Genomic DNA, 24,589 nt, shown 5'->3' on the forward strand with positions numbered 1-24,589 from the left:
GAAGTTTCTGTGTCGTTTACTAAATCGCGGTTTCCATCAAGTGAGTTTGCATTTGATGTGCGCATAGATTTTAAGGTATTTGTATTAAAACGTGGTGAAAATGAAAGTCTGGTTAGCGTATCAAACTCTACTTCTACACGTGCATTTGCCCGATGCCTGTCATTAAATGCGTTACTATTGCTTTCAGAATTTGAGAAATAAGTCGTGTCAGGTAATATATTTTCTCGCTCTCTGCGGCTTCGGGTATCTGTATTTGTTCGGTCAAAAAAGTAATCGCCGTTAAACTCGTATTTATCAGACCACTCGTTACTGTAATTTATCCCTGCAGTTTCAGACTTTGTAATACCTCCGCTTCTATTTCCTGCTTCGACTGCCCGTGCGCCGCTGCGTCCCATCATCCCATACACATCATCAAAGTCAAACCCAGAGCTATTAATATTATTTGATCCTGCGAGAACCGTTAAACGCTCATTATCTTTAAAAATATTACCTATCCCACTCATCTCATAGCGATCATTTGTGCCTGCTCCCGCAGTTGCTCTGGCAAAATACCCCTTATTCTTATCTTCTTTGATGGTTATATTAATGGTCTTATTATCAGGATCACCCGCCTTACCGGTAAATTCTTCAGACTTCGTTTTTGTATCAACCACCTGTAATTTTTGAATGATTTCCTTCGGAAGATTTTTAGTTGCAATTTTAGGATCATCTCCAAAAAATTCTTTTCCGTTTACGAGAATACGCGAAACCGGCTTTCCATTTATCGTAATGGCTCCATCAGAATCTACTTCGGCGCCCGGAAGTTTTTTGAGTAATTCTTCAAGATTAGCATCTGGTCTGGTCTCAAAAGAGGCTGCATTAAATTCTAGCGTGTCTTTTTTTATAGTTACAGGAGCACGATTAGCAACCACGAGAACCTCATCAAGTAAGTTATCCTGAACTTCTAATTTTAAAACCTCAAGACTTAAAGTAGGCTGTATGGTTAATTTCTTGCGGTATGGTTTAAAGCCGGCGTAAGAAATAAAAAGGTTCACCTGCTTTTCTTTTGTAGTCCCTTCCAGTTTAAAGACCCCATCTTTATCTGTTATTGCATAGGTGACTAGACTACTATCACTTACTTTCTCTAGATATACTGTAGCAGATTCTAATGCAATACCTTGAGCATCTACTGTTTTCCCATCTATTAAAAAATCTTGAGCAGGAAGTGTTAATGTTAAAAAACAGAAAGTGAGAAGTAGTATTTGCTTCATAAGTCAATATATGTACTATTTACATTTATCGTTGGACTTATATAATGCGAGAAGGTTTAAAACAAAAAGCCACTTTTATTAAAAAGTGGCTTTTAAATCTATATTACTAATCTGTAGTTTTATTTTTTACGGAAATATACCGCTATAGGAACACCTTTAAAATCGAAGTGCTCACGCAACTTATTTTCTATAAAACGTTTATAGGGTTCTTTTACATATTGAGGTAAGTTACAAAAGAATGCAAACTGCGGATGCGGTGTAGGCAACTGCATACAATATTTAATCTTGATGTATTTACCCTTATTAGCCGGTGGAGGGTATGCTTCAATTAAGGGGAGCATCGTATCGTTAAGCTCACTGGTTTTAATACGTTTGCTTCGGTTCTCATAAACCTGTACAGCCGTCTCGATCGCTTTATAAACACGTTGTTTTGTAAGTGCAGAAATAAATACAATAGGCACATCAGTAAAAGGTTCCATCTGCTCCATAATAGCTTTCTCAAACTCACGGGTAGATTTATGATCTTTTTCAACTAAATCCCATTTGTTAACAAGAATCACAATACCTTTTCTATTGCGTTCTGCAAGCCAGAATATATTCTGAACCTGCCCGTCAAATCCTCTTGTTGCATCTAAAACAACCAGACATACATCACAATGTTCTATGGCACGTACAGAACGCATCACCGAGTAAAACTCAAGATCTTCTTTTACTTTAGCCTTACGACGTATTCCCGCTGTATCTACAAGATTAAATTCAAACCCAAAACGGTTATAACGCGTATCTATAGAATCGCGAGTAGTACCCGCAATATCTGTAACAATATATCTGTTCTCTCCTATAAGTGCATTAATAAAAGAAGATTTTCCCGCATTAGGTCTTCCTACAACTGCAAATCGAGGTAAAATTGTTTCTTCAACAGGCTCTTCTTCTGGTAACGCTTCTACAAGAGCATCTAATAAATCTCCTGTACCACTACCACTTATACTGGCGATGGTAAAATAATTGCCCAGACCCAGACTGTAAAATTCTACTGCGTTTTCTTCACGCATTGCATTATCTACCTTATTCACTACAAGAAACACAGGTTTATTCACCCGTCTTAAGAGCGTTGCCACGTCTTCATCCATCCCGGTAACACCTGCCTCAACGTCAACAATAAAAAGTATTGCATCTGCCTCATCAATTGCAAGTTCTACCTGCTTGTCTATCTCTGCCTCAAATACATCATCACTCCCTTTTACATAACCCCCGGTATCAATTACAGAAAACTCACGTCCGTTCCAATCTGTCTTACCATAGTGGCGATCTCGGGTTACACCGCTTACGGCGTCAACAATTGCCTCACGACGTTGAATTAATCGATTAAAAAAAGTGGACTTCCCCACATTAGGTCTCCCTACAATAGCTACAATACTCATAATGCTGTCTTAGTGCTTTTAGCGCTGCAAAATTACGACAATTAAATACATCTGTAATACTGCAAAGAATATTACGTAAAAAACATTAAATCAATGATATACCTAAGAACAAGCGCGTTTACAATTAAAGTTTACCTAAATAGTGTTAATAATGATGTTAATATGCAACTTCAAAAATCTACATGCTGTTACCTTGCGTATGTATTACCAAATAACACAGATATGTATTTACTTATGAAACGATTAATAATATGCCTTATAGTAGCTTTTAGCTTACAAAGTTGCAATTTACTTTCTGCAGCCGGGCTAAGCAGCGCTGGCCAACCTACAAAAGAAGTGCCTGCAGATTTGACTTCAACAACAGCAAATTCTGCTGTTAATGTAGATCATAGTGATTGGAATGCATTACTTAAAAAACACGTAAACGCCGCCGGTCTTGTAAACTATGAAGGATTTAAAAAAGACAAATCTAAACTTGACGCATATATTCAAAAATTAGCGGATTACAATCCAGGAAATGACTGGTCTGTACAAGAATTATTAGCGTATTATATAAACTTATACAACGCCAATACTGTAAGTCTTATTGTTGAAAATTACCCTACTAAAAGTATTAAAGATATTGATGGCGCCTGGACAAAAGCAATTGTACCTGTGGGTGATCGCAAACTTTCATTAGGTGGAATTGAAAATGGTATCCTTAGAAAAATGAACGATCCTCGTATTCATTTTGCAATTAATTGCGCTTCTATTTCTTGTCCTAAACTTTTAGATGAAGCTTATACTGCCGGAAAAATTAATGAACAATTAGATAAGGTTACTAAAGAGTTTATTAATTCTGATAAGAATGAAATTTCTGCTAAAACTGCAAAAGTTTCTTCTTTATTTGACTGGTATAAGAAAGATTTTATCACCTCAAAAACTCCTACAGTTATTGATTATATAAATCAATACAGTAACACTAAAATTAATGCAGGTACTACTGTAACGTATAAAGACTATAACTGGAATTTAAACAAGCAGTAAAAAGCTTATGATGTCCTGTAACGAAAAATCCTGCAAATTGTAGGATTTTTCATTTCATATAAGTACACATTTATAGTAGCTTTGAGACTAACTACTTCTCCTAATTTTCTACAGACTAAATTTTTATGTTAAGCATAGTTATTCCGGTTCTTAATGAATCTCATAATTTACCTATAGTATTAAATCACCTGGTGGTTTACGCTGCTGAACCTCAAAATTTAGAGGTTTTAATTGTAGATGGAGGAAGCTGTGATGATACACTTAAAGTGGCTCAGGAATTTAAAAACACAGGGGGTATAAAAACTAAAATTATAAATTCGAGTCGCGGGCGTGCTAAGCAAATGAATGCGGGTGCACAACAAGCGACCGGTAATATTTTATACTTTTTACATGCAGACTCCTTTCCGCCTAAAAATTATGACCACTATATTTTAGAAGAAGTAGCTAAAGGAAACCCTGCCGGCTGTTTTAAAATGCAATTTAACAGCAATCACTGGTGGCTAAAATTGGCAAGTTATTTTACAAAATTTAGATGGCGCGCATGTAGAGGTGGCGATCAAAGTCAGTTTATTACGCGTGGTCTTTTTGAAGAAATAGGAGGTTTTGATGAAAGCTACATTATTTATGAAGACAATATTTTAATAAACGAATTATACACCCGAGATAAATTTGTAGTTATTCAAGAACCGCTGGTTTCATCTGCGCGTCTTTATGAAAAATACGGTGTATGGTTTGTTCAATACCACTTTCTAATCATTTATATAAAAAAATGGTTGGGCGCTAATGCTGAAGAACTTCACGCATACTATCGCAAGAAATTAAAGAAATAGACCTGATTTATTTAAACATAAAAAACCCCGTAAATAAAATTTATGGGGTTTTTTGATTCTTTAATTTTTTAGTTTACTCGTCGTAGTCTCCTATCAATTCTATAAAAACACCGTCAGGATCTTTTACTAATAATAGATATCGGTCTTCTGCTAATTTAATCGGAGTTTCCCCTTCAGTTTTAATCTCTTCGTTATTAATAGCTTCCATTATAGCATTTAAGGAATGTACATTCAAGGTTAAATACTGAAGTCCCAATTGCCTTTCAATAAAGGTATTTACAGGTTCTGCTTTATTTTTTGTATTAAAAGACACGATTTTCAAATTTGGTGATTCAGGAGAATCAGAAAATTTTAGAACATCTACGTGAAAAGGAACGTTATCTGAAAGACCTAATCGTTTTGCAAACGCACTGTCAATTTCAATCACTCCGGCATCTTGTAAACCTAAAATATCTTTATAAAAATGAAGTGATTTCTCACTGTCGCTAGATATTACTGCAGCTGTTAGCGCATTTGCTTTAAAATTTGATTCTTGTGCGTAACTCATAAGATTAAATAAAGAAAGTATGGATATTAAATAGGACTTATAGTTCATAAAAAAAGGTTTTTATAAATGTACTTATAAAAACCTTCAATTAATTTATATCAACAATTATCCTCTGCTGTTCACGTAAAATGCGTGAATGACACCAGGCAACCAGCCTAATAAAGTTAGGATTACATTAATGATAAAATCTTTTCCTATACCCTTATTCATGGCTACAGCCAGTGGTGGAAGTATAATAGTAATTAAAATAGTAAGTATTGACATTGTGGTTTGTTTATTGATTAGACAAACAAGGTATTAAGAATACATTTTTAACCCACTTAAACAAATCTTAATTGGCAAGAGTTTTACATTCTAGAGTACCATTTTTTAAGCACTTCTGCTGCTGGTTTTCCCTGAGGTGTAAATCGGTTATTTTCTTCGAGTGCAGCCCGCTCGTGGTTATGAAACCATTTCCAGACAAAGCCGCCGGCAAACCAGGGTTCATCCCAGAATTCTTCAAATACAGCTTCGTATAAATTTGATTGCGCTTCGGCATTCATTTTACCTTCGTGGCGATCACTCGCCCACGGCTCTTTTCCCGCATAATCTGCACTTCGGTAACCAAATTCTGTAAACAAAATGGGTTTATTATGCTTTTTAGAAAGCGTTAGAAGTAATTGCTTATGATTTTTCCAACCTGCTTTAGCGTCACTAATTGCGGGTGTTTCTAATTCTGAAACCGGAAAGTAAGCATCTGCCCCTATATAATCGAGTTGACTCCAGAATGTAACTTTATCAACCTTATCCCAATTTTCGGCATAGGTGATTTTACCGGTATAAACTCCGCGTACTTTTTTAATGAGCTGTTCCCAAAACGCTTTACGCGCATTTGTAAAATTATACAACTCGGTACCTATACAAAAAATCTCAACATTTGTCTCTTCGGCAAGTGCCGCATATAATAAAATATAGGTTTCATAACTCTGCTCAAAAATACCCCATTCTTCTTCAGTATTCATTTGCATATCACCCGTAAAAACACCTTTCCAAATCCAGATATGCGGCTTAAGCATGACCTTAATTTTATTAGCATGAAGTGCTTCTATATATTGTCTGGCTCCCTGATAACGCTCACCATACCATTGCCTTTCGGTATTAAATATAAGTTCGGGGTTGTTTTGATCTCTTACAAATGCAAATGGCATAATGGCCGCATGACTTGCCTTTATCTTCAAGACGGGTTCAATATGAGATTGAACTAGAGTATCTCTAGACGACACAAAACTTACTCCATTAATCTTATCCTGAATAACCGGCGTAGCAGAACAACCTATTAATACAAATAAAATAATGTTAGTTATAATTAAGGAAAACGACTTTTTCATAGATATCAAAAATACTTGAAATTTAGACAAGTTCTATTTTAAAATACATCTTTAAAATAGCTGTATTGCCCGCTGTTTAAAGCGAGCGATGTCTTATCTTTAAATACAAACACATACGATATACCGCTGTTTATGGAGCATATAGTTATTGTAGGTAATGGCATTGCCGGGGTTACAGCTGCCAGACATCTGCGAAAAAATTCTGATAAAAAAATAACAATTATCTCTGCAGAAAGTGATCATTTTTTTTCACGTACTGCTCTTATGTATGTCTATATGGGTCATATGCGCTTTAAAGATTTAAAACCCTATGAAGATAAATTTTGGGTTAAAAATCGTATCCATTTGAAAAACGCCTATGTTGAAAAAGTTGATGCCACTAATCAAACCTTAATTTTAGCCGGTGGCGAAAAATTAACCTACGACAAACTTATCTTAGCCACAGGTTCTATCCCTGCTAAATATGGCTGGGAAGGTCAGGATCTTAACGGTGTGCAAGGACTTGTTTCAAAGCAGGATCTCGAGCAGCTCGAAAAAACAGCCCCAAATAATCAAATTTGCCCTAAAGCCGTAATTGTAGGTGGTGGTCTTATAGGAGTAGAAATGGCAGAAATGTTACATACTCGCAAAATTGATGTTACGATCTTAGTTCGTGAACACGCATTCTGGTCTGGAGTTTTACCAGATGGAGAAGCTAATATGATTTCAAGACACATAATCTCTCACGGAATAACCCTAAGACACGAAGAAGAACTCGATAAAATACTTGATGATGGCAAGGGTAATGTACGTGGCGTACTCACAAAAAAAGGTGAGGAAATACCCTGTAATCTTGTAGGTATAACTACCGGAGTTAAACCTAAAATCGATTTTCTTAGCGATTCTGGTATTGAAACAGATAAAGGTATTCTGGTAAACCGTTTCTTAGAAACAAATATTAAAAATGTATACGCCATAGGTGATTGCGCCCAGCAACGGGAAGCCATAGGCTTGCGTAAACCTATTGAAGCGGTATGGTATACCGGCAGAATGATGGGTGAGACTGTTGCTCAAACTATCTGCGGAACTCCTTTTGAATACAAACCCGGAAACTGGTTTAACAGCGCTAAATTTTTTGATATTGAATACCAGACCTATGGTTGGGTTTTTAGTACTAAAAATAAAAAAGAATACGAGGAACATTTTCATTGGAAACACGACAATGATAAAATATGCATTACTATAGCATACCATAAAGAAAACAAAGAATTCTTAGGTATTAATTCCTTTGGTATTCGAATGAAACACGAGGTTTTTGACTGCTGGTTGAATGAACAACGCAGTATAGATTATGTAATTGAAAACCTGCCGTTAGCAAACTTTGATCCTGAGTTTTACAAAAAACACGAGAAGACAATTAAAGAAACCTATACTTTGAGTTCTAAAGCTGAAGTGTAACTTATCATTAAAAACTACCCTACCAATACCTATAAAAATATGAGTACCGTACAACGCGACATGTCACTTACCGGGCAACCCCCGGTTTCTATAAATACCATTCAAAAGTTAGGAACTGCACTAGGAGTCGCCGGACTTTTAATTTTACTTCTGGCTATATTTAATGTAAATCTTCCTAATAAAGCTCTTTGGCTTAGTCTTTCTTTAGGAGGTCTTTTTATTGGTATAGTTCTTTTCGCTTACGGTGAATATGCAGACAAACAGGAAGGCATAAAAAATGATGCGGTTTGGTTTAAATCTATATCCAGTCGCGGTCTTCTGGCCTGGATTGCCGGCCTCGCTCTTACCGGTTTTTATATTATCTTATATTTTAAAGCAGATTTGTTAGGCCTTAGTGCCGACGGTGCAAATACGGGTTTAATAGCCCTTTTTGACCCTTTAAGCAATTTACTGAATGGCGGCCCTGCGAGCCAATGGTTTGTTTATGGCACTTTATATACTATTGCAATACTGGCTTTTGGTATAAAATTTATCTGGAAATACCGCCACAATAAATATGAACGTTTGCGCACGCTTAGCGTAATGTTTTTTCAAACGGCATTTGCATTTTTAATTCCGGAGTTTATGGCACGTTTAAACTCTGAAGAATTTAGCCTGCCTTACTACGATTTAAAAAATATATGGCCACTTAACTATTACAATTTTGAACAATACCGAATAGATGATTTTATCTCTGCAGGTGATATAGGCCTGGCGTTATTAATTTTTGGTATCGCATCAATTTTTATCATCACCCCTATTCTAACCTATAAATATGGGAAACGCTGGTACTGCTCGTGGGTATGTGGTTGTGGAGGACTTGCCGAAACTGCCGGTGATTCGTTTAGACAATTAAGTGATAAAAGTGAATCTGCCTGGAAAATAGAGCGTTGGGTAGTACACAGTGTGCTGGTTTTTGTAGTGGTGATGACAACTGCGGTAATTGCAACCTATTTAGGTTACGACCCTGATAAATATTGGCTTACTAAAGATGTATTTCTAATAGGTGTAGCTGTTTTCCTCACAGCATTATTTGGTCTCATTTGGCTATTTAAGAAAGAAGAATTAAAACAGGATGCACGTTATGGTGCAATAGGGTATTTAGTAATTGTACTTTCATTAATAGGTATGCACTATGCTACCGGGAACACCTTATTTTTTATTCCTGCGGAAACGTTACGTACTTCTTACGGCTTTTTAATAGGTTCAATTTTTAGCGGAGTAATAGGAACCGGCTTCTACCCTATATTTGGGAACCGGGTTTGGTGTCGCTTTGGTTGCCCTATGGCTGCTATTTTAGGATTGCAACAACGTCTTTTTTCTAAATTTAGAATTACCACAAATGGTGGTCAATGTATTTCTTGTGGCAACTGTTCTACCTATTGCGAGATGGGTATTGATGTACGTGCTTATGCTCAGAAAGGAGAAAATATTGTACGCGCAAGTTGTGTGGGATGTGGCATCTGTTCTGCTGTTTGCCCTCGTGGGGTTTTAAAATTAGAGAATGCTGCTACAGATAATCGAATTAACAGCCGCGAAGTATTATTAGGAAACGATGTTAACTTGATGGATTACCTTAATCAAAACTAATTTAGAATCAATTTTGTATTTTTAAAATTCACTAAATGAATATGTTATGTTATTAGAAATGGTAGGTCCCTGGCAAATTTTACTTATACTTATTTTTATGGGTCTGGGCGTCATTCTGCCTATTGTAGCATTAGTGGATATCGTTAAGAACGATTTTAAAGGTAATAATAAAATTGTGTGGGTATTAATTGTGATATTCTTCAACCTCTTGGGTTCGATTCTTTATTTTACACCAGGTAAAAAACAACGTGTTCTATAAGATATGTATTGAACCAAAAAAAGGCAAGGATCTCCACCCTTGCCTTACTAACAAATCATCTAACAAACAAACTACCTTCTTAAAACCATCAATTAAGATGTCCTTATATTCTTATGTTTTAGATAACTATAGCTACATTCTCGTTTGTATATATGTTACCTTTTGGCTATATTCTATAAGAATAGTTGCTTTAAAGTCTCTTCAATTTATTTACGAAAAATCATTGTGTACGGTTTTCAGTTTTAGTAAATAAAAATTAATCTAAACAAACTAGTTTTAGAATTTCAGTAAAAAATAAAGGCGGAAATATCAATTTCCGCCTTTATTAAAAATCAACAAACAAACAATCTATTTTTATAAAACTGGTAATAAAACCTGATCAATTACGTGTACAATACCGTTAGTCGTTTGCACATCTGGAATAACCATATTCGCAGGAGTTGCATTACCAGAACCACTTACTGTAAGTGTCCCGTTATTAAAAGCTCCTAGTGTAATAGTATCAGAACCTAAAGCATCGTAAGAACCTGCACTTAATTCTGAAGTAAACTTATCTGCAGAAACATCAGCAAACACGTGGTTTAATAAAACAGCAGTTACTAAATCTTTATCTAATTGTCTAACATCTGAAGGCTGTGTAAAACTTAAGCCTAAAGCAGCACCTAAATTTATAAATGCTTGATCGTTAGGTGCAAAAACAGTGAAGTTAGCATCAGGATTACTTAAAGCCGTAGCAAGTTCTGCGTACAATACAGCCTCAACTAAATAACTTAACTCAGGTGTTTTAAAAACCTGAGCGCTTTGTAAAGCGACAGCAGATTCTACTACATTACCACCAGTAGCAATCATTACTTTATCAATAACATGTACAGTACCATTTTGAGCACGCACATCTGTAGCTAGAATTTTAGATCCGTTGATGTACAAATCTCCATCACGTTGTACAAATCTTCTTGTAAGTGTTAATGCAGATGCTGAAGTACCACCTCCTTGAATAGCACCACCTAAAAGATTTCCGTTAGATACGTGATACAAAAGTGTATTTGTTAAAAAAGGAGTAGTTAACGCCCCTAATGTTGCTTCATTTAATCCTAAACGCGCAAATGCATCATTTGTAGGAGCAAAAACAGTATAATCTCCAGAAGGATCTCCGGGATTAGCGTTACTTAAAACACCTACCAGATTTGCATTAATTGCAGCAGATTCTAGTGTACTAAAGGCCGGGTTTGCAACTGCAATACCAGCTATAGAAGTTAATTGATCTTCGTAAGCAGATTCGCTTTCGCAAGATGTGGTAAGTACAACGCTTAAAAGTGCAATTGCAATACCAGTATATTTATATAAGTTTTTCATGATATTTTTTGTAAATAATTAATGATTAAAATGAGTAAGTAAGTCCCCAGTTATAACCGTCTGAGTCTCCCAGGTTACGACCATTTAAGTAAGTGCTATACCCACCAGACACACCTATTCCTCTGTAAAGTGGCACATAAGCAGTAAAACCTAAACGCGTGTAGTTAACGCGGGTTGCAGGAAAAAAACCTGTAAAGCCTTCGCCAAAAATATCTACCCCATCTTTATCAGATAATTGGTTTGCTACATAAGCATCTAAATAAAATAACTCCTGTGCATACCCTAATTTGAATTCGCTTAATAAAGCATTAGGAACGTCGTTACTACGCAAGCTGTATCCCATTTGACCGGTTGCAAAAAAGCCTGAATCATTTTTGTAAGATGCAATTGCAAGACCGGTGATATCTGTAGAACGGTTACCTATAGCTATAATAGATTGAAAACCCGGATCTGCACTATAGTCACCCACAGGAAGTTCTACACCAGCTGCTGCGATTAAATCAATAGATCCTTTAGGAGTCTTTAGAGAAGTAAATCTATATTTACCATATACACTTAAATCCTGAAAACCTTTAACCTCGTTAGAAAGACCGTTGTTAGCTAATGTCTCAGCTGTTGCTTCTCCTTCAGATCTAATGTATGGTAAATTAATAATTACATCAAGATCGTCTGAAATCCCGTATTCACCGTAAATTGAATAACTTGTTGTTTGTACTTCATTAAATACCGGTACACCTTTAACCTTTTGAGGTATAAAAAATACTTCGTCGTATTCTTCAGAAGAAAAAGATAGTGTTAAGCTACCTTCACCTTTAGCTTTCATAAAGCCGCTAACCGGGCTTTGAGCTATCATTAGAACAGGAAGCATCAAAAGCGTTCCCGTAATTAAGCGTAAGTTTAAATTCATGATTCTTTGTTTTATAGTTTACAAGAAGAGATACGCATAAGTTTTGAGAATGGTTTTCTTAATGTTATGTTAAAAACCTAAAGACCAGTTTTCTCGTATACATCAGGACTTAATTAAGCAACTGTTTTCATCTGTCCCTTAAAATCAAAATCATGTTTTTTTATAAATATTTTTTCATTTTATTTTTAATTACTGGTAATCAATCAGAAAAAAGATATTATAAAGAGTATTTTGAAAATGGTAATCTTAAATCTGAAGGATGGATGCTTAATTCACAAAAAACTGATTACTGGTATTACTATTTTGAAAATGGAAATGTGAAAGGAAAAGGATCTTACGAGACTAATAAAAAAGATGGGTACTGGTTTTATTATACTATAAATAATAAACTAGAAAGTCAAGGTCATTATAAAAATGGAAAACGTGTGGACTGGTGGGTGGTTCAAAAAGAAAACGATGTGGTAGAAAAAGTAAAATTTGTTAACGACGTTAAAGAAGGGTACAGTCTATTATATAAGAATGGTCGTCTATTTAAAGCGCAACGCTATAATAATGATGTGTTAACTGGCGCCTGGACCAGCATCTCCAAATTCAAAAAAGATAATCCTAACGCCCGTTTCTAATGCATCAAATCATTAAGGTAATCATCCCTGCATACAACGAAGAGCAGTCAATAGGTCTTGTTGTAAGAGATATTCCTCATTTTGTAAATGAGATTATTGTGGTGAGTAACAACTCTACAGACGCTACGGCGGCAAAATCTGTTGAAGCAGGAGCTACCTCACTTACAGAACCCACACCCGGATATGGCAATGCCTGTTTAAAAGGAATGAGTTACATCGCTGCACAAGAAGAAAAGCCAGACATTGTAGTGTTTTTAGATGGCGATTACAGCGATTATCCACAACAACTAACACAACTGGTTAAACCTATACTAGAAGACAATATAGACTTTGTGATAGGTGCACGGGTTAAATCATTACGCGAACCGGGAAGTATGACGTTTCCGCAGCGTTTTGGAAATAAATTGGCTACAACCTTAATGCGGTGGTTTTTTGGATCACGATTTACAGATCTTGGTCCTTTTAGAGCGATTAAATATGAGAAACTATTAGCCCTCAATATGCAGGATAAAACGTACGGATGGACTGTAGAGATGCAGTTAAAAGCGCTAAGACAACAACTCACGTACACAGAAGTACCTATGAAGTACCGAAATCGTATCGGCGTTTCAAAAGTTTCAGGTACCGTCAAAGGTGCTATATTTGCGGGAATTAAAATTCTCGGTTGGATTTTTAAGTACAGTTTCAAGTAATGCAGACAATTATAATCATACTTTATACCCTATCTCTAACTGTGATTTTTCTCTACAGTTTAGCTCAATTAAATCTGCTATTCAATTACTTTAAAGCGAAGAAAAAAATAGATAATTCTCCAGTGTTTGATTTATCTAATCCTATAGAAACCCCATTTGTCACCATACAATTACCACTTTATAACGAACTGTATGTTGTAGAGCGGCTACTGGTGAATATCGCAAAAATTGATTATCCTAAAGACAAGCTAGAAATACAGGTTCTCGATGACTCTACCGATGAAAGCCTTGCTGCAACTCGAATTTTAATTGATGATTTAAAAGCAAAGGGTTTACCTATACATCACATTACCCGCACTAACCGTACAGGTTTTAAAGCTGGCGCTTTAAAAGAAGGTTTAGCTATTGCTAAAGGTGATTATATCGCAATTTTTGATTCAGATTTTGTACCTAACCCAGACTGGTTACAAAAAACGGTTCCTTATTTTAAAGATTCAAAAATAGGTGTAGTGCAAACCCGCTGGGCCCATCTCAATCGCGACTATTCAATACTTACAAAAATACAGGCCTTTGCACTCGATTTTCACTTTGTGTTAGAGCAAGTAGGTAGAAATTTTGGGCATCACTTTATAAATTTTAACGGTACAGCAGGTATTTGGCGTAAAGAATGTATACTTGATGCCGGTAACTGGCAGGGCGATACGCTAACCGAAGATCTTGATCTAAGTTACCGTGCCCAGCTCAATAAATGGGATTTTAAATATCTAGAAGAAGTAGAAACTCCTGCAGAACTTCCTATCGCGATTAGCGCAGCCAGGTCGCAACAATTTCGCTGGAATAAAGGAGCGGCAGAAAACTTTCAAAAGCTCTACGGCCGCTTATTAAAAGACCCTACAGTGTCTTTCAAAACCAAATTTCATAGCTTTTTTCACTTATTAAACAGTAGTATGTTTTTACTCGTATTACTTGTTGCTATTTTAAGTGTCCCCGTATTATATATTAAAAATAGTAATCCCGCATTTAGTTCTATTTTTAGAATCACTGCATTTTTTGCGGTAAGCACCATAATTTTTTTCATCTGCTATTGGGTTACTTACAAACGCATACACGGCGGCGGATTCAAGAATTTCGTTAAGTATATCGCGATGTTTATTGCGTTTTTTTCTATAGCCATGGGTTTTAGTGTTCACAATTCACTGGCTGTTTTAGAAGGTCATTTTGGTAAAAAATCAGAATTTATACGCACTCCAAAATTTAATATTAACGCACTTAGCGACAGCTGGAAATCCAACATCTACCTAAAGAAAAGCTTTTCGGTAAATACGGTTTTAGAGAGTCTATTATTTCTATACTTCGGCTTTGCAATCGCCAGCGCATTCTACATGGGAGATTATGGGCTTATTACCTTTCACATTATGTTGTTTTGCGGTTTTGGCTTTGTAGCATTTAAATCTATTTTTTCTAGAATTTAGTTAGGGCACTTGCTGCCTTGTAAAAAAGACGGCATCATCGCGCTTTCCGCTATATCTTTGCGACCTAAAGAGTCACAAAGGATGCCGCTTCAATCGCTAGTGCAAAAAAAAAAATAAAAGCGCGCCTCAGGTAATAATCTTAAGTTTAAGTTTTGATTTTAAACTAATTATGCTTCAAATCCTCAAAGATTATAAGATTTCAGTTTTGATAATGATCAGTCTATTAGCACTATACTGGGCATTTGCATACGATCTTGAGCGCCATGATTTTACAAAACTTATAAGTCTTTACGCAGCTCTTTTCTTTTTAAGTTTTAAACTTATTCCGTTCTTAAAATTTAATTTTAAAACACTTCTTCTACTCGGGATATTGGTACGGCTTATTTTTATAGTTGCCTTGCCTAATCTATCTCAGGATTATTTTAGATTTTTATGGGATGGTAGATTAACTGCTCAGGGCTTAAACCCTTATCTCTTTACACCAGATCAATGGATGCAGTCCGGAACACTCCCTATTGAACAGGCCAATGAACTCCTAAAAGGAATGGGAAGTCTAAGTGCCCGGCACTATTCAAACTACCCACCGGTAAATCAATTCTTTTTTTGGCTTTCAGGAATACTTAGTGGAAATTCTATTTTTGGAGGAGTAGTAGTTTTAAGACTATGTATTATAACTGCAGATTTAGGAATTCTCCTTATAGGTCGTAAACTTTTAGAAAGTTTAAACCTCCCACAACATCAGATTTTTTGGTATTTCTTAAATCCGTTTATTGTTATTGAACTCACCGGAAACCTTCATTTTGAAGGCGTCATGCTTTTCTTTTTTTTAGCAGCTCTATACCTATTACATCGTGAAAAATGGGTGTGGTCTGCTGTTGTTCTGGGGCTTTCAATTTCTGTAAAGTTGGTTCCTTTACTACTGCTTCCGTTATTTTACCAGCTAGTCATAAGTCAAACACCCGGCTTGACTCAAATACCCGCAAATCTGAATCATCTTATTAGAAAACCGTTTCCGTCAATAAGTAGACTTTCAGCATTTTATGCACTTGCTATTCTTGTTTTTGTAGGTTCTTTTGTTCCTTTTATCACTCCAGATTTAATCAATCACTGTACAAGTACCATCGCACTTTGGTTTGAGAAATTTGAGTTCAATGCAAGTGTGTATTACATCATACGATATATAGGCTTTCAGACAAAAGGATTTAATATTATAGCAACAGCGGGACAAGAACTCCCTAAGTATGTGATAGCTGGTTTACTGCTGCTTACTTTTATTAGAAAAAACAACACAACGATACGGCTATTGCCAGCCCTACTTTTTGGGATTAGCATTTACTTTTTACTATCTACCACTATACATCCGTGGTATATAGCAACACCTTTATTGATTTCTGTTTTTACAAAATACAAATACGCTATCGTCTGGAGTGGTCTTGTAATGCTAAGCTATTCGGCATATCATATAGATTCTGTGTCAGAAAATCTATGGCTTATTGCATTAGAATATAGTATCCTAAGTGGGTATTTTGTTTGGGAGTTGTTTTTTAAAAAATCTAGTAATATTTAAAACTTAGCTGAAACTAAATAAACACAACCTATTCTGCGTGTTTTGTAATTACGATCTTTTTTTGAAGTAATATTTCCATCAAAACACTGGTCTAAAGTCAAATTAAAACCCTTCAATTCACCTTTTACAAGCTGCTCCTGCCCTTTTTCTATAATTACGTAGAATGCAGATGCATCAGGCAAGACAAGGCTTCCTGAGGTCTTAATTACAGGTAACCGCTGTCCTAAATCCCAAATGAGTTCTGGAGACCCATTTTCAAATAAAAATACCGGTTTGCCATCAGCTTTAAGGGCTTCTATTTTTGGCGCAAGCATTGCATAATCTTCATTAGTATACGTAGCCTTTACTAACGGAAAACCAAAAGTAAGAAGTGCACAGGAAAAGATTACTACTCCGTAAAATGCATTTTCAATATTTTTAGATCGTAAACTGCGGAAGATGAAGAACGCGGTAATTAGTATTGAAATTTGAAGGAAGGCAAACCAGATCCACATAGAACCCGTGAAAGTATCTGCAAAAAAATACAGGACTATAGGACCGGCAAGTATGGCCACAAATGCTACAACTCCAAAATTAAAATATACCGGATAGGTCTCTCGATTATCGCGTAACTCCCTAAATTTTCTAACCAGATATTCTATATAATAACTGGTATTTAATGCAAGTGGAATTAAAACAGGTAGTAAATATCTCGATTTCTTTTCTGGTATTACCGAAAGTAAAATCACCGCTGCAAGTGTCCAAATTAACGTGAAGCGATACGTTTTTAAATCTGACACCCGCGTTTTTAAATACGGATAAAGTAAACTGATAAATGCAGGGATTGTCCAAATTCCGCTTTGCGTAAAAAAACTCCAATAGTAAAAAAACGAACGTGTATTGTGATTTGCCCAGGCAGCAGCTTCCTTATCTGCTATAATAGCTGCTGTATCTGCATCTCCAAAATAAATAGTAAGTGCCCACCACGAACTCAATGTCAGGGCAACACCTACTAACAAACTAAAAGGCACAATTCGATTTTTATAAGACCTAATTTTATAAACCCAGATGTATGCAATTAAAAAGGGTAATAACAATGCAAAGTGACTTACAGGCCCTTTACTCATAAAAGATAAGCCAATAAATAATCCTGCCAGAACAGCATTTTTATATAGCCGCTGCGTATCTGCAAAAAACTGAAAAAGGAAATAAATACCTGCCAGCATAAAGGAATGTGCAAAAATATCCCAGGTGCCGTTGCGCCCTGCAAATAACACATAAAATGAAGTTGCTAAAATTAAAGATGCGTAGAATGCTTGTTTAGGTACTAGCTTTAAGCGCTTCTTAGAAAATACGTAACTAAAAAGTACCATTAAGGTTGTGATAATTGCAGAGGGCAGTCGCAATGCCCATAATTTTGTTATCCCAAAAATTGCCGCAGAAAATGCACTTAGCCACGTAGGCAAAGGTGGTTTTTCATAACGAGCTTCACCATTCATCGTTGTAAATACCCAATTATTGTAATGCAACATTTCACGGGCCGTATTAAAATTACGGGCTTCCATAATATTAGCATACAACACATCGAGATGCGGGTAAAACAAAAACAGACAGACTGCTATTAATATAAAGGGGTAATATCGTTGATGAATTTTCATTCTTTATCAATTCCTATTGCGAGACGCATATTTCTGAAATATATAAAAACGCCCATCACATGCCCCACCAGTAAAACCGGATCTCTTCTAAACCAGGCATAGATTAAAATAAGTATTCCACCTATGAGACTAAGTAGCCAGAAACCTAAAGGTAAGGTTGATTTTTTCTTTCGTTCAGAATAAATCCATTGGTAGATAAATCGCAGTGTAAAAATGAGTTGTGCGACACTCCCTAGTAATAATAACCACAAAGGTATATCATCATTTTTAAAGAGTTTATCTAAATCGTAATGCCCGTTATTATACCCGTAAATCACAATTATAAGAGGAAAAACGAGTAAGAAAAACCGTATAGCTTTTGGTGACTTTAGCCACTGTCCTTGCAGTTGTAGATTCCGTATATAAATAAAATAAGTAAGTGTCTGGCCTAGCATTATTGCAAAATCATCACGCAAATAACCATAAACAAAAAGTAAAAAAGAAGCACCCAGACTCAACCACCAGAATGTAGATGGTGTTAATACACGCTTTTGTTTTTCAGATAAAAACCATTGAATAACCAATCTACCCGAAAACATAAGTTGTGCAAAAAAACCAATGCTATAAATCCAGTAGGGACTACTCATATGATTTTTTAGCTACTGTATAATTGATATACTTTTTCTTCATCCATAAATAAGCAAAACAATCCATTAATGGTCCTAAAAGTCTATTCCAAACTCCAAAATTTGCGGTACCGGCAACTCGTGGAAAATGTCGTATAGGTACCTGTATCGTTTTACCGTTTTGAAGCATTATCATAGCAGGTAGAAATCGATGAAGTCCTCTAAACATAGGAATGCGCTGTGCGTATTCAGTTTTAATTATTTTTAATGGGCAACCAGTATCGTCCATCCCATCGTGTGTAAATGCTCTACGTATTTTATTTGCAATTGTACTCGAGATATTCTTAACAAAAGAATCTTTGCGATCTGCACGATGCCCGGTCACTAGATCGTATTCACCTATAAAAGGGATTAACGTATTAAAATCTTCTGGCGTCGTCTGTAAATCGCTATCAATATATCCTACAAGTGGTGTGGTAGTATAATCAAACCCCGCTTTAATAGCTGCACTCAAACCACAATTTTGAGCAAATGAAATATATTTAAAACTTTTACTTCTATTACAAATTTGCTCTATAAGTTGCTGGCTATTATCTTTAGAACCATCATTAACAAAAAGTACCTGGGTAGGTACTGCTGCAATTTTAAAATAATCCTTAAATACCTGTTCTACACGAAGTAAGTTATCTTCTTCATTATAAACAGGAACCACTACGGTTAATGTATAAGACATACTAATAAATGAGTTTGCGAAAATAAGCAATACTTCTAAAGCAAATCTAAAGAATACTGATTTTTGTTAAAAACCAAAATTTTTAAAACTAAAAAACCTCATAAATACTAGACTTATGAGGTTTCAAATATTTTTAAACGCTAAGCTTACATATCTAGCAAGTATGCAAAAATAAGCGGAGCCACAATTGTCGCATCGCTTTCAATTATAAACTTTGGTGTATTAATATCAAGTTTACCCCACGTAATTTTCTCATTAGGTACAGCTCCTGAGTACGATCCGTAACTGGTCGTAGAATCTGAAATCTGACAGAAGTAACTCCAGAACGGGGTATCCTCACGCTCCATATCCTGATATAACATAGGAACCACACAGATTGGGAAATCCCCGGCTATACCACCACCTATTTGAAAGAAACCTATACCCTTCTCGCTGTTGTTTGTGTACCAGTCTGCAAGGAAAGTCATATACTCGATTCCAGACTTCATAGTTGAAGCTTTAAGCTCTCCTTTAAGAACGTAAGATGCAAATATGTTACCCATCGTACTATCTTCCCAACCCGGGCAGATAATAGGAAGATTCTTTTCTGCAGCTGCGTACATCCAGGAATCTTTAAGATCTATCTCATAGTACTCTTCAAGCACACCACTCAAAAGCATTTTATACATATACTCATGCGGCAAATAGCGCTCACCTGCATCATCTGCATCTTTCCAAATTTTATGAATGTGCTTTTGTAATCTTCTAAAAGCTTCTTCTTCGGGAATACACGTATCTGTAACACGGTTTAGGCCTTTTTCTAATAAATCCCACTCGTCCTGAGCGGTCAAATCGCGGTAATTAGGAACACGCTTATAATGAGAATGAGCAACCAGGTTCATAATATCCTCTTCAAGGTTTGCACCTGTACACGATATAATCTGAACTTTATCCTGGCGAATCATCTCGGCAAATATTTTACCAATTTCTGCAGTACTCATTGCTCCCGCAAGAGAAACGAGCATTTTTGCACCATTGTTTAATTGCTCTTCATATGCTTTAGCAGCATCTACTACAGAAGCAGAATTAAAATGCAAGTAATATTTTTCTATAAATTGAGAGATTGCTCCCTTAGTCTTCATCGTCATTTAAATCAAATTTATTTACATTACCCTTACTAGGTTTAGCAACATAACTATTATCATAATTCTCCTCTACATCCTGTCCTTCAAATTTGTAGCTTAGCATTTTGTAATACAATTTTGCTGCTAAAAAGTCTGAAGAATTATCATTAGGATTTGGGCAAAGTTCCATAAGATCAAACCCAACCACGTTTTTCTCAGCAAAAACACGCTTCAAGAAATCCATTGTTTCGTACCAAAATAAACCTCCCGGTTCTGGTGTGCCTGTAGAAGGCATAATTGAAGGATCTAAACCATCTAGATCAAAAGTGATAAAAACATTTTCTGTACACAGGTCTATAACATTATCAACCCAGTACTCATCCTGCACCATCTCGTGAGCGAAGAAGGTTTTATCCTCATCCATTACGGTTTTCTCCAGAACGTCCATACTACGTATTCCTACTTGAATAAGGTTTGTAGTCTGGCTTGCTTCATACATAGCACAAGCATGATTACAGGTACTACCCATATACTCTTGTCTCAGATCTGCGTGCGCATCTATTTGAATAACGGTAAGGTTATCAAAAAGCTCATTAAAAGCGCGTATAGCCCCTATTGAAACAGAATGTTCTCCACCAAAAAGGGTTACAAATTTGTTGCGCTTTATAAAATCTTTAGTCACTTTATGCACTTGAGCCACAAGTGCTTCTGGAGAACTGTTCTCTGTAATTGCCGGAGCTAAATAAATACCTTGCTGATACACCTCTGTATCGGTTTCAATATCGTAAGTCTCCATATTTTCAGAGGCTTCTAAAAAGGCTTGAGGCCCTTTATCTGCTCCTTTGCCCCAGGTACTCGTACCATCATAAGGTACGGGAATGAGTACTATTTTTGAAGTTTCAAGTTTGGCAAATTCATCAGGGATGCCGGCATAATTTTTAGTTGTATTCATAACCTAAAATCTTGAGCAATTGTTCTGCTTTTTGTTGTTCGTTAAATATACGGGTTGTTAAGTTACCATTTTCATCTCGATCAATAAGAATATGTTTTGGCTGCGGAATTAAACAATGCTGCAGACCGCCGTATCCTCCTATTGATTCCTGGTAGGCTCCTGTATTAAAAAAGCCTATATATAATGGTTTATCTTTCTTGTACTTAGGTAAGTAAATAGCATTGCTATGCTGCTCACTATTATAATAATCGTCACTATCGCATGTAAGCCCTCCTAACAAAACGCGCTCATATTCTTCTTCCCATCTATTTAATGGCAGCAAAATAAAACGCTTGCTAATTGCCCAAGTGTCTGGCAGTGTGGTGATAAAAGATGAGTTTATCATATTCCACTTTTCTCTGTCGTTCTGTTGTTTTTGGTATAAAACCTCATAGATAGCACCACCGCTTTCGCCTACTGTAAAGCTTCCGAATTCTGTAAAAATATTAGGCACTACAACATCTGCTTCTTCACATGTAATTTTTATCTGGTTAATGATCTCATCTACCATATAAGCATAGTCGTAATCAAATGCCAATGAGTTTTTAATAGGAAAACCTCCACCTATATTTAAACTGTCTAAACTTGGACATATTTTTTTAAGGCGGGTATATACTTTTAAACACTTATTCAACTCATTCCAGTAATATGCTGTATCGCGTATTCCGGTATTGATAAAAAAGTGAAGCATCTTTAACTCAACCTGATCGTTATTTTTGATCTGATCTTCGTAAAACGGAACAATGTTTTTATAACCAATTCCTAAACGAGAGGTATAAAACTCAAATTTAGGCTCTTCTTCTGAAGCAATACGAATCCCTATTTTAAAATCTCCCTTGATGCCTTCAGAAAGCAGGTTTATTTCTTCATAGTTATCTATAATAGGAACACAGTTTTTATGACCGTTATTCATCAGATTTGTTATGTTATCTATGTATTGATCTCTTTTAAAACCATTACATATAACATACGTATCGTCTGTAATCTTACCGTTTTCCTTAAGCTTATTTACTATATCAATATCGAAAGCTGATGAAGTTTCTATATGAATATCATTTTTTAAAGCCTCATCTAAAATATGTTTAAAGTGAGAACTTTTTGTACAATAGCAGTAATTGTAATTACCCTTATAATTATGCTTTTGTATAGCATCTTTAAACCAGGTTTTTGCTCTATTGATATTATCAGATATTTTTGGCAGATAACTAAATTTTAATGGAGCGCCATATTGCTCTACTAAAGCCATCAAATCTATATCGTGAAATTGCAGGTGATTTTCTTCAAGCTTGAAATCTTCCTGAGGAAAATAAAAGGATTGATCTATAAGATCTATATATTTCGTATTCATCAAATAATTTAAAGTGTGAAATGTAAAAAAAGAATTTGAGATAAGACACTTAGAAATCTTAAGGTATTGCAAAAGACTTAATATTTACCTCAATTTTATTTTTATCTATTCAACAATTTTAGATTTAAAATTAAATAAACAAGCACTAATCTAGTATAATAAAGATACTTAAAGCATCATTAGATTATTTATTTCCTGTTGGCTCAAGTGTTTATATTTTCCGCGCGGAAGATCTTTTTTAGTAAGTGATGCTATCGTCACACAATCTACACGAACCACTTGATACTCTAACTGCTCAAAAATAGTGCGTATTACGCTATTGCCTACGTTACGTAATTTTAACCCTACTTCTTTTTTAGGAGAGCCGGTTACATAACTTATATCTTCAACAAATATTTTTTTCCCTTCTACCACAAGACCTTTGGCAATTTTCTCCAAATCTTCTGCTTTTAGGTTTTTATCTAATTCTATATGAAATAATCGAGGCAGACCTGCTTTAGAATTAGTCAACTTCTGCATTAATTTCTCATCATTAGTAAAAAGAATAAGACCGGTTGCATTACGACCTAATCTGCCTACAGGCTGTATTCTAGATTTAGTAGCAGGCGCAACAAGATCCATAACAGTCATCCCTTTTTCATTACTAGTTGTTACCGAAAATCCTTTAGGCTTGTTAAGTAAAACATACGCTTTAGGCTCAGGATTAATACGCGTACCATCAAAACGCACATCATCATCAAGCTTCACTTTGTATCCCATTTCATTAATGATCTCGCCGTTTACAGAAACCTGACCTGTTGCGATATACATATCTGCCTCACGTCTCGAGCAAACACCACTATTAGAAATATACTTGTTAAGACGTATACCGTCTTTAGCTTTATTTTTTGAAGAAGTAGCTTTAGTAGCTTCTGATGCTTTACCTTTTGCTGCAGTTCCCTTTGCAGAATCTGTAGTTTTTCTTTTTATAGGAGCATTGCCTCTGGCATTGCTTTTACTGCGTATATTATTAGAACCGCGACCAGACGCTTTCCCGTCTCTACTGCTTTCCTGATGTCTGCTCATAATTTTAAATTTTGGCAAAGATACATATTTAAATAGCGAAAACAGAGGATATAAAAAGGCTCCAAATTCTGTTTTTATTACATTGTATTGCGAAGTGAATTAACCTTTACTTCATACACGTTCAATCATTTACTATTAATATAATAACAGTAAACAAAAACTTGAATCTATTTGGTATTAAAAAAGCTGCAAACTGAAATTATCCTTACAAATTTCAAACTTCAATTTCATTTTTGACAATTGTATCTCTAATGTTAACAGCACTCTTTTTAACCTAATCGGAATATTTTAATGGGTATTTGATAACGTCACTTTTGCAGGCTCTCTGAGCAGATGACGCTACATTTGACCTATCAATCTAAAACAAAAAGTCATGAGAAAATTACCGTTAATTTTACTTTTATCAATCTTTAGTTGGGTAAATGCATCTGCAGCTACAGATCCAAAACCAGAAACAGCCAGCACAGTATTAAGAAATCAAATTATTGAGCTATTAGGCACTCCAGAGTTTACACTTAGCGACGAACTTTTAGAGAGCACTATTCAATTTATGGTAACTGCCCAAAAAACTATTGTCGTACTTAACGTTACTACAGAAAGCGATCAGTTAGAGAATTATATTAAAAACAGACTCAACTACAAGAAAGCCGAAATAGAAGTAACAGGAAATCGTATGTACTACCTGCCTTTTAAAATTAAAAAAGGCTAAACTTTTTATTATTTATTT

Annotated in this window: 23 protein-coding genes and 1 pseudogene; 10 read left to right on the forward strand and 14 right to left on the reverse strand. The window is 35.5% G+C overall.

Annotated features, from left to right (window positions below):
* Nucleotides 1-920: 920 nt before the first annotated feature.
* Both ACEN25_RS10020 and der read right to left on the reverse strand, forming a co-directional pair.
* A pseudogene (locus tag ACEN25_RS10020) lies at nucleotides 921-1,250 on the reverse strand (carboxypeptidase-like regulatory domain-containing protein); the annotation flags it as partial.
* 119 nt (nucleotides 1,251-1,369) lie between these two features.
* Nucleotides 1,370-2,674 (reverse strand): ribosome biogenesis GTPase Der, encoded by a 1,305-nt coding sequence (der, locus tag ACEN25_RS10025; protein ID WP_028376503.1) that lies wholly within the window; start codon nucleotides 2,672-2,674, stop codon nucleotides 1,370-1,372.
* A 231-nt stretch (nucleotides 2,675-2,905) separates the two neighbouring features.
* On the opposite strand from der, the gene ACEN25_RS10030 reads away from it, so the two are divergent.
* Together ACEN25_RS10030 and ACEN25_RS10035 are read left to right on the forward strand one after the other, a co-directional pair.
* Nucleotides 2,906-3,697 (forward strand): DUF547 domain-containing protein, encoded by a 792-nt coding sequence (locus ACEN25_RS10030; RefSeq protein WP_441802792.1) that lies wholly within the window; start codon nucleotides 2,906-2,908, stop codon nucleotides 3,695-3,697.
* A gap of 125 nt (nucleotides 3,698-3,822) precedes the next feature.
* Nucleotides 3,823-4,527 (forward strand): TIGR04283 family arsenosugar biosynthesis glycosyltransferase, encoded by a 705-nt coding sequence (locus ACEN25_RS10035; protein ID WP_441802793.1) that lies wholly within the window; start codon nucleotides 3,823-3,825, stop codon nucleotides 4,525-4,527.
* Between the two features lie 73 nt (nucleotides 4,528-4,600).
* On the opposite strand, the gene ACEN25_RS10040 is transcribed toward ACEN25_RS10035, so the two are convergent.
* The 3 genes from ACEN25_RS10040 to ACEN25_RS10050 form a co-directional block, all read right to left on the reverse strand.
* Entirely contained in the window at nucleotides 4,601-5,122 is a 522-nt protein-coding gene (locus ACEN25_RS10040; protein ID WP_441802794.1) for a VOC family protein, read from the reverse strand.
* 57 nt (nucleotides 5,123-5,179) lie between these two features.
* Entirely contained in the window at nucleotides 5,180-5,338 is a 159-nt protein-coding gene (locus ACEN25_RS10045; protein ID WP_081817369.1) for a YqaE/Pmp3 family membrane protein, read from the reverse strand.
* Nucleotides 5,339-5,421: 83 nt separating this feature from the next.
* Nucleotides 5,422-6,441 (reverse strand): glycoside hydrolase family 113, encoded by a 1,020-nt coding sequence (locus ACEN25_RS10050; RefSeq protein WP_441802795.1) that lies wholly within the window; start codon nucleotides 6,439-6,441, stop codon nucleotides 5,422-5,424.
* Between the two features lie 132 nt (nucleotides 6,442-6,573).
* Here ACEN25_RS10050 and ACEN25_RS10055 point away from each other — a divergent pair, with 132 nt between their 5' ends.
* From ACEN25_RS10055 to ACEN25_RS10065, 3 genes are all read left to right on the forward strand, one after another.
* The gene (locus ACEN25_RS10055; RefSeq protein ID WP_441802796.1) at nucleotides 6,574-7,878 is read left to right on the forward strand and encodes an NAD(P)/FAD-dependent oxidoreductase; all 1,305 of its coding nucleotides are present in this window, start codon (nucleotides 6,574-6,576) and stop codon (nucleotides 7,876-7,878) included.
* Between the two features lie 39 nt (nucleotides 7,879-7,917).
* A complete protein-coding gene (locus tag ACEN25_RS10060; RefSeq protein WP_441802797.1) occupies nucleotides 7,918-9,507 on the forward strand; it encodes a 4Fe-4S binding protein in 1,590 nt (529 codons plus the stop codon).
* Nucleotides 9,508-9,604: 97 nt separating this feature from the next.
* Nucleotides 9,605-9,766 carry a PLDc N-terminal domain-containing protein gene (locus ACEN25_RS10065; protein WP_441802991.1) on the forward strand — a complete coding sequence of 54 codons (162 nt, stop codon included), beginning with the start codon at nucleotides 9,605-9,607 and terminating at the stop codon, nucleotides 9,764-9,766.
* Nucleotides 9,767-10,120: 354 nt separating this feature from the next.
* Here the strand turns inward: ACEN25_RS10065 and ACEN25_RS10070 are convergent, their stop codons facing one another.
* Together ACEN25_RS10070 and ACEN25_RS10075 are read right to left on the reverse strand one after the other, a co-directional pair.
* Nucleotides 10,121-11,119, reverse strand: coding sequence for a fasciclin domain-containing protein (locus tag ACEN25_RS10070; RefSeq protein WP_441802798.1), 999 nt, complete (start codon nucleotides 11,117-11,119; stop codon nucleotides 10,121-10,123).
* Nucleotides 11,120-11,144: 25 nt separating this feature from the next.
* On the reverse strand, nucleotides 11,145-12,026 hold the full coding sequence (locus ACEN25_RS10075; RefSeq protein WP_441802799.1) for a hypothetical protein: 882 nt from the start codon (nucleotides 12,024-12,026) through the stop codon (nucleotides 11,145-11,147).
* Nucleotides 12,027-12,178: 152 nt separating this feature from the next.
* Here ACEN25_RS10075 and ACEN25_RS10080 point away from each other — a divergent pair, with 152 nt between their 5' ends.
* From ACEN25_RS10080 to ACEN25_RS10095, 4 genes are all read left to right on the forward strand, one after another.
* Nucleotides 12,179-12,649, forward strand: a complete 471-nt coding sequence (locus tag ACEN25_RS10080; protein ID WP_441802800.1) for a toxin-antitoxin system YwqK family antitoxin — start codon at nucleotides 12,179-12,181, stop codon at nucleotides 12,647-12,649.
* Nucleotides 12,649-13,341, forward strand: a complete 693-nt coding sequence (locus ACEN25_RS10085; RefSeq protein WP_441802801.1) for a glycosyltransferase family 2 protein — start codon at nucleotides 12,649-12,651, stop codon at nucleotides 13,339-13,341. Before ACEN25_RS10080 ends, ACEN25_RS10085 begins: the two co-directional genes overlap by 1 nt.
* Nucleotides 13,341-14,813, forward strand: coding sequence for a cellulose synthase family protein (locus tag ACEN25_RS10090; protein WP_441802802.1), 1,473 nt, complete (start codon nucleotides 13,341-13,343; stop codon nucleotides 14,811-14,813). Before ACEN25_RS10085 ends, ACEN25_RS10090 begins: the two co-directional genes overlap by 1 nt.
* A gap of 169 nt (nucleotides 14,814-14,982) precedes the next feature.
* On the forward strand, nucleotides 14,983-16,380 hold the full coding sequence (locus ACEN25_RS10095; RefSeq protein ID WP_441802803.1) for a mannosyltransferase: 1,398 nt from the start codon (nucleotides 14,983-14,985) through the stop codon (nucleotides 16,378-16,380).
* Here ACEN25_RS10095 and ACEN25_RS10100 read toward each other — a convergent pair.
* The 7 genes from ACEN25_RS10100 to ACEN25_RS10130 form a co-directional block, all read right to left on the reverse strand.
* Nucleotides 16,377-18,017, reverse strand: coding sequence for an ArnT family glycosyltransferase (locus ACEN25_RS10100; protein ID WP_441802804.1), 1,641 nt, complete (start codon nucleotides 18,015-18,017; stop codon nucleotides 16,377-16,379). The two genes, ACEN25_RS10095 and ACEN25_RS10100, sit on opposite strands and share 4 nt — an antisense overlap.
* Nucleotides 18,014-18,643 (reverse strand): lipid-A-disaccharide synthase N-terminal domain-containing protein, encoded by a 630-nt coding sequence (locus ACEN25_RS10105; RefSeq protein WP_441802805.1) that lies wholly within the window; start codon nucleotides 18,641-18,643, stop codon nucleotides 18,014-18,016. Before ACEN25_RS10105 ends, ACEN25_RS10100 begins: the two co-directional genes overlap by 4 nt.
* Nucleotides 18,636-19,355 (reverse strand): glycosyltransferase, encoded by a 720-nt coding sequence (locus tag ACEN25_RS10110; RefSeq protein ID WP_441802806.1) that lies wholly within the window; start codon nucleotides 19,353-19,355, stop codon nucleotides 18,636-18,638. Before ACEN25_RS10110 ends, ACEN25_RS10105 begins: the two co-directional genes overlap by 8 nt.
* 146 nt (nucleotides 19,356-19,501) lie before the next feature.
* Nucleotides 19,502-20,476: a deoxyhypusine synthase family protein gene (locus ACEN25_RS10115; RefSeq protein ID WP_441802807.1), complete on the reverse strand. Its 975-nt coding sequence runs from the start codon at nucleotides 20,474-20,476 to the stop codon at nucleotides 19,502-19,504.
* Nucleotides 20,466-21,410 carry an agmatinase gene (speB, locus tag ACEN25_RS10120; protein ID WP_441802808.1) on the reverse strand — a complete coding sequence of 315 codons (945 nt, stop codon included), beginning with the start codon at nucleotides 21,408-21,410 and terminating at the stop codon, nucleotides 20,466-20,468. The genes ACEN25_RS10115 and speB overlap by 11 nt, the downstream gene beginning before the upstream one ends.
* Nucleotides 21,397-22,797, reverse strand: a complete 1,401-nt coding sequence (locus ACEN25_RS10125) for an arginine decarboxylase (protein ID WP_441802809.1) — start codon at nucleotides 22,795-22,797, stop codon at nucleotides 21,397-21,399. The genes speB and ACEN25_RS10125 overlap by 14 nt, the downstream gene beginning before the upstream one ends.
* Nucleotides 22,798-22,965: 168 nt before the next feature.
* Nucleotides 22,966-23,862 (reverse strand): pseudouridine synthase, encoded by an 897-nt coding sequence (locus tag ACEN25_RS10130; protein ID WP_441802810.1) that lies wholly within the window; start codon nucleotides 23,860-23,862, stop codon nucleotides 22,966-22,968.
* A 373-nt stretch (nucleotides 23,863-24,235) separates the two neighbouring features.
* Here ACEN25_RS10130 and ACEN25_RS10135 point away from each other — a divergent pair, with 373 nt between their 5' ends.
* Nucleotides 24,236-24,571 carry a hypothetical protein gene (locus ACEN25_RS10135; RefSeq protein ID WP_441802811.1) on the forward strand — a complete coding sequence of 112 codons (336 nt, stop codon included), beginning with the start codon at nucleotides 24,236-24,238 and terminating at the stop codon, nucleotides 24,569-24,571.
* Nucleotides 24,572-24,589 lie beyond the last annotated feature (18 nt).

This window comes from Leeuwenhoekiella sp. W20_SRS_FM14, from assembly GCF_052119605.1.
Taxonomy (GTDB): Bacteria; Bacteroidota; Bacteroidia; order Flavobacteriales; family Flavobacteriaceae; genus Leeuwenhoekiella.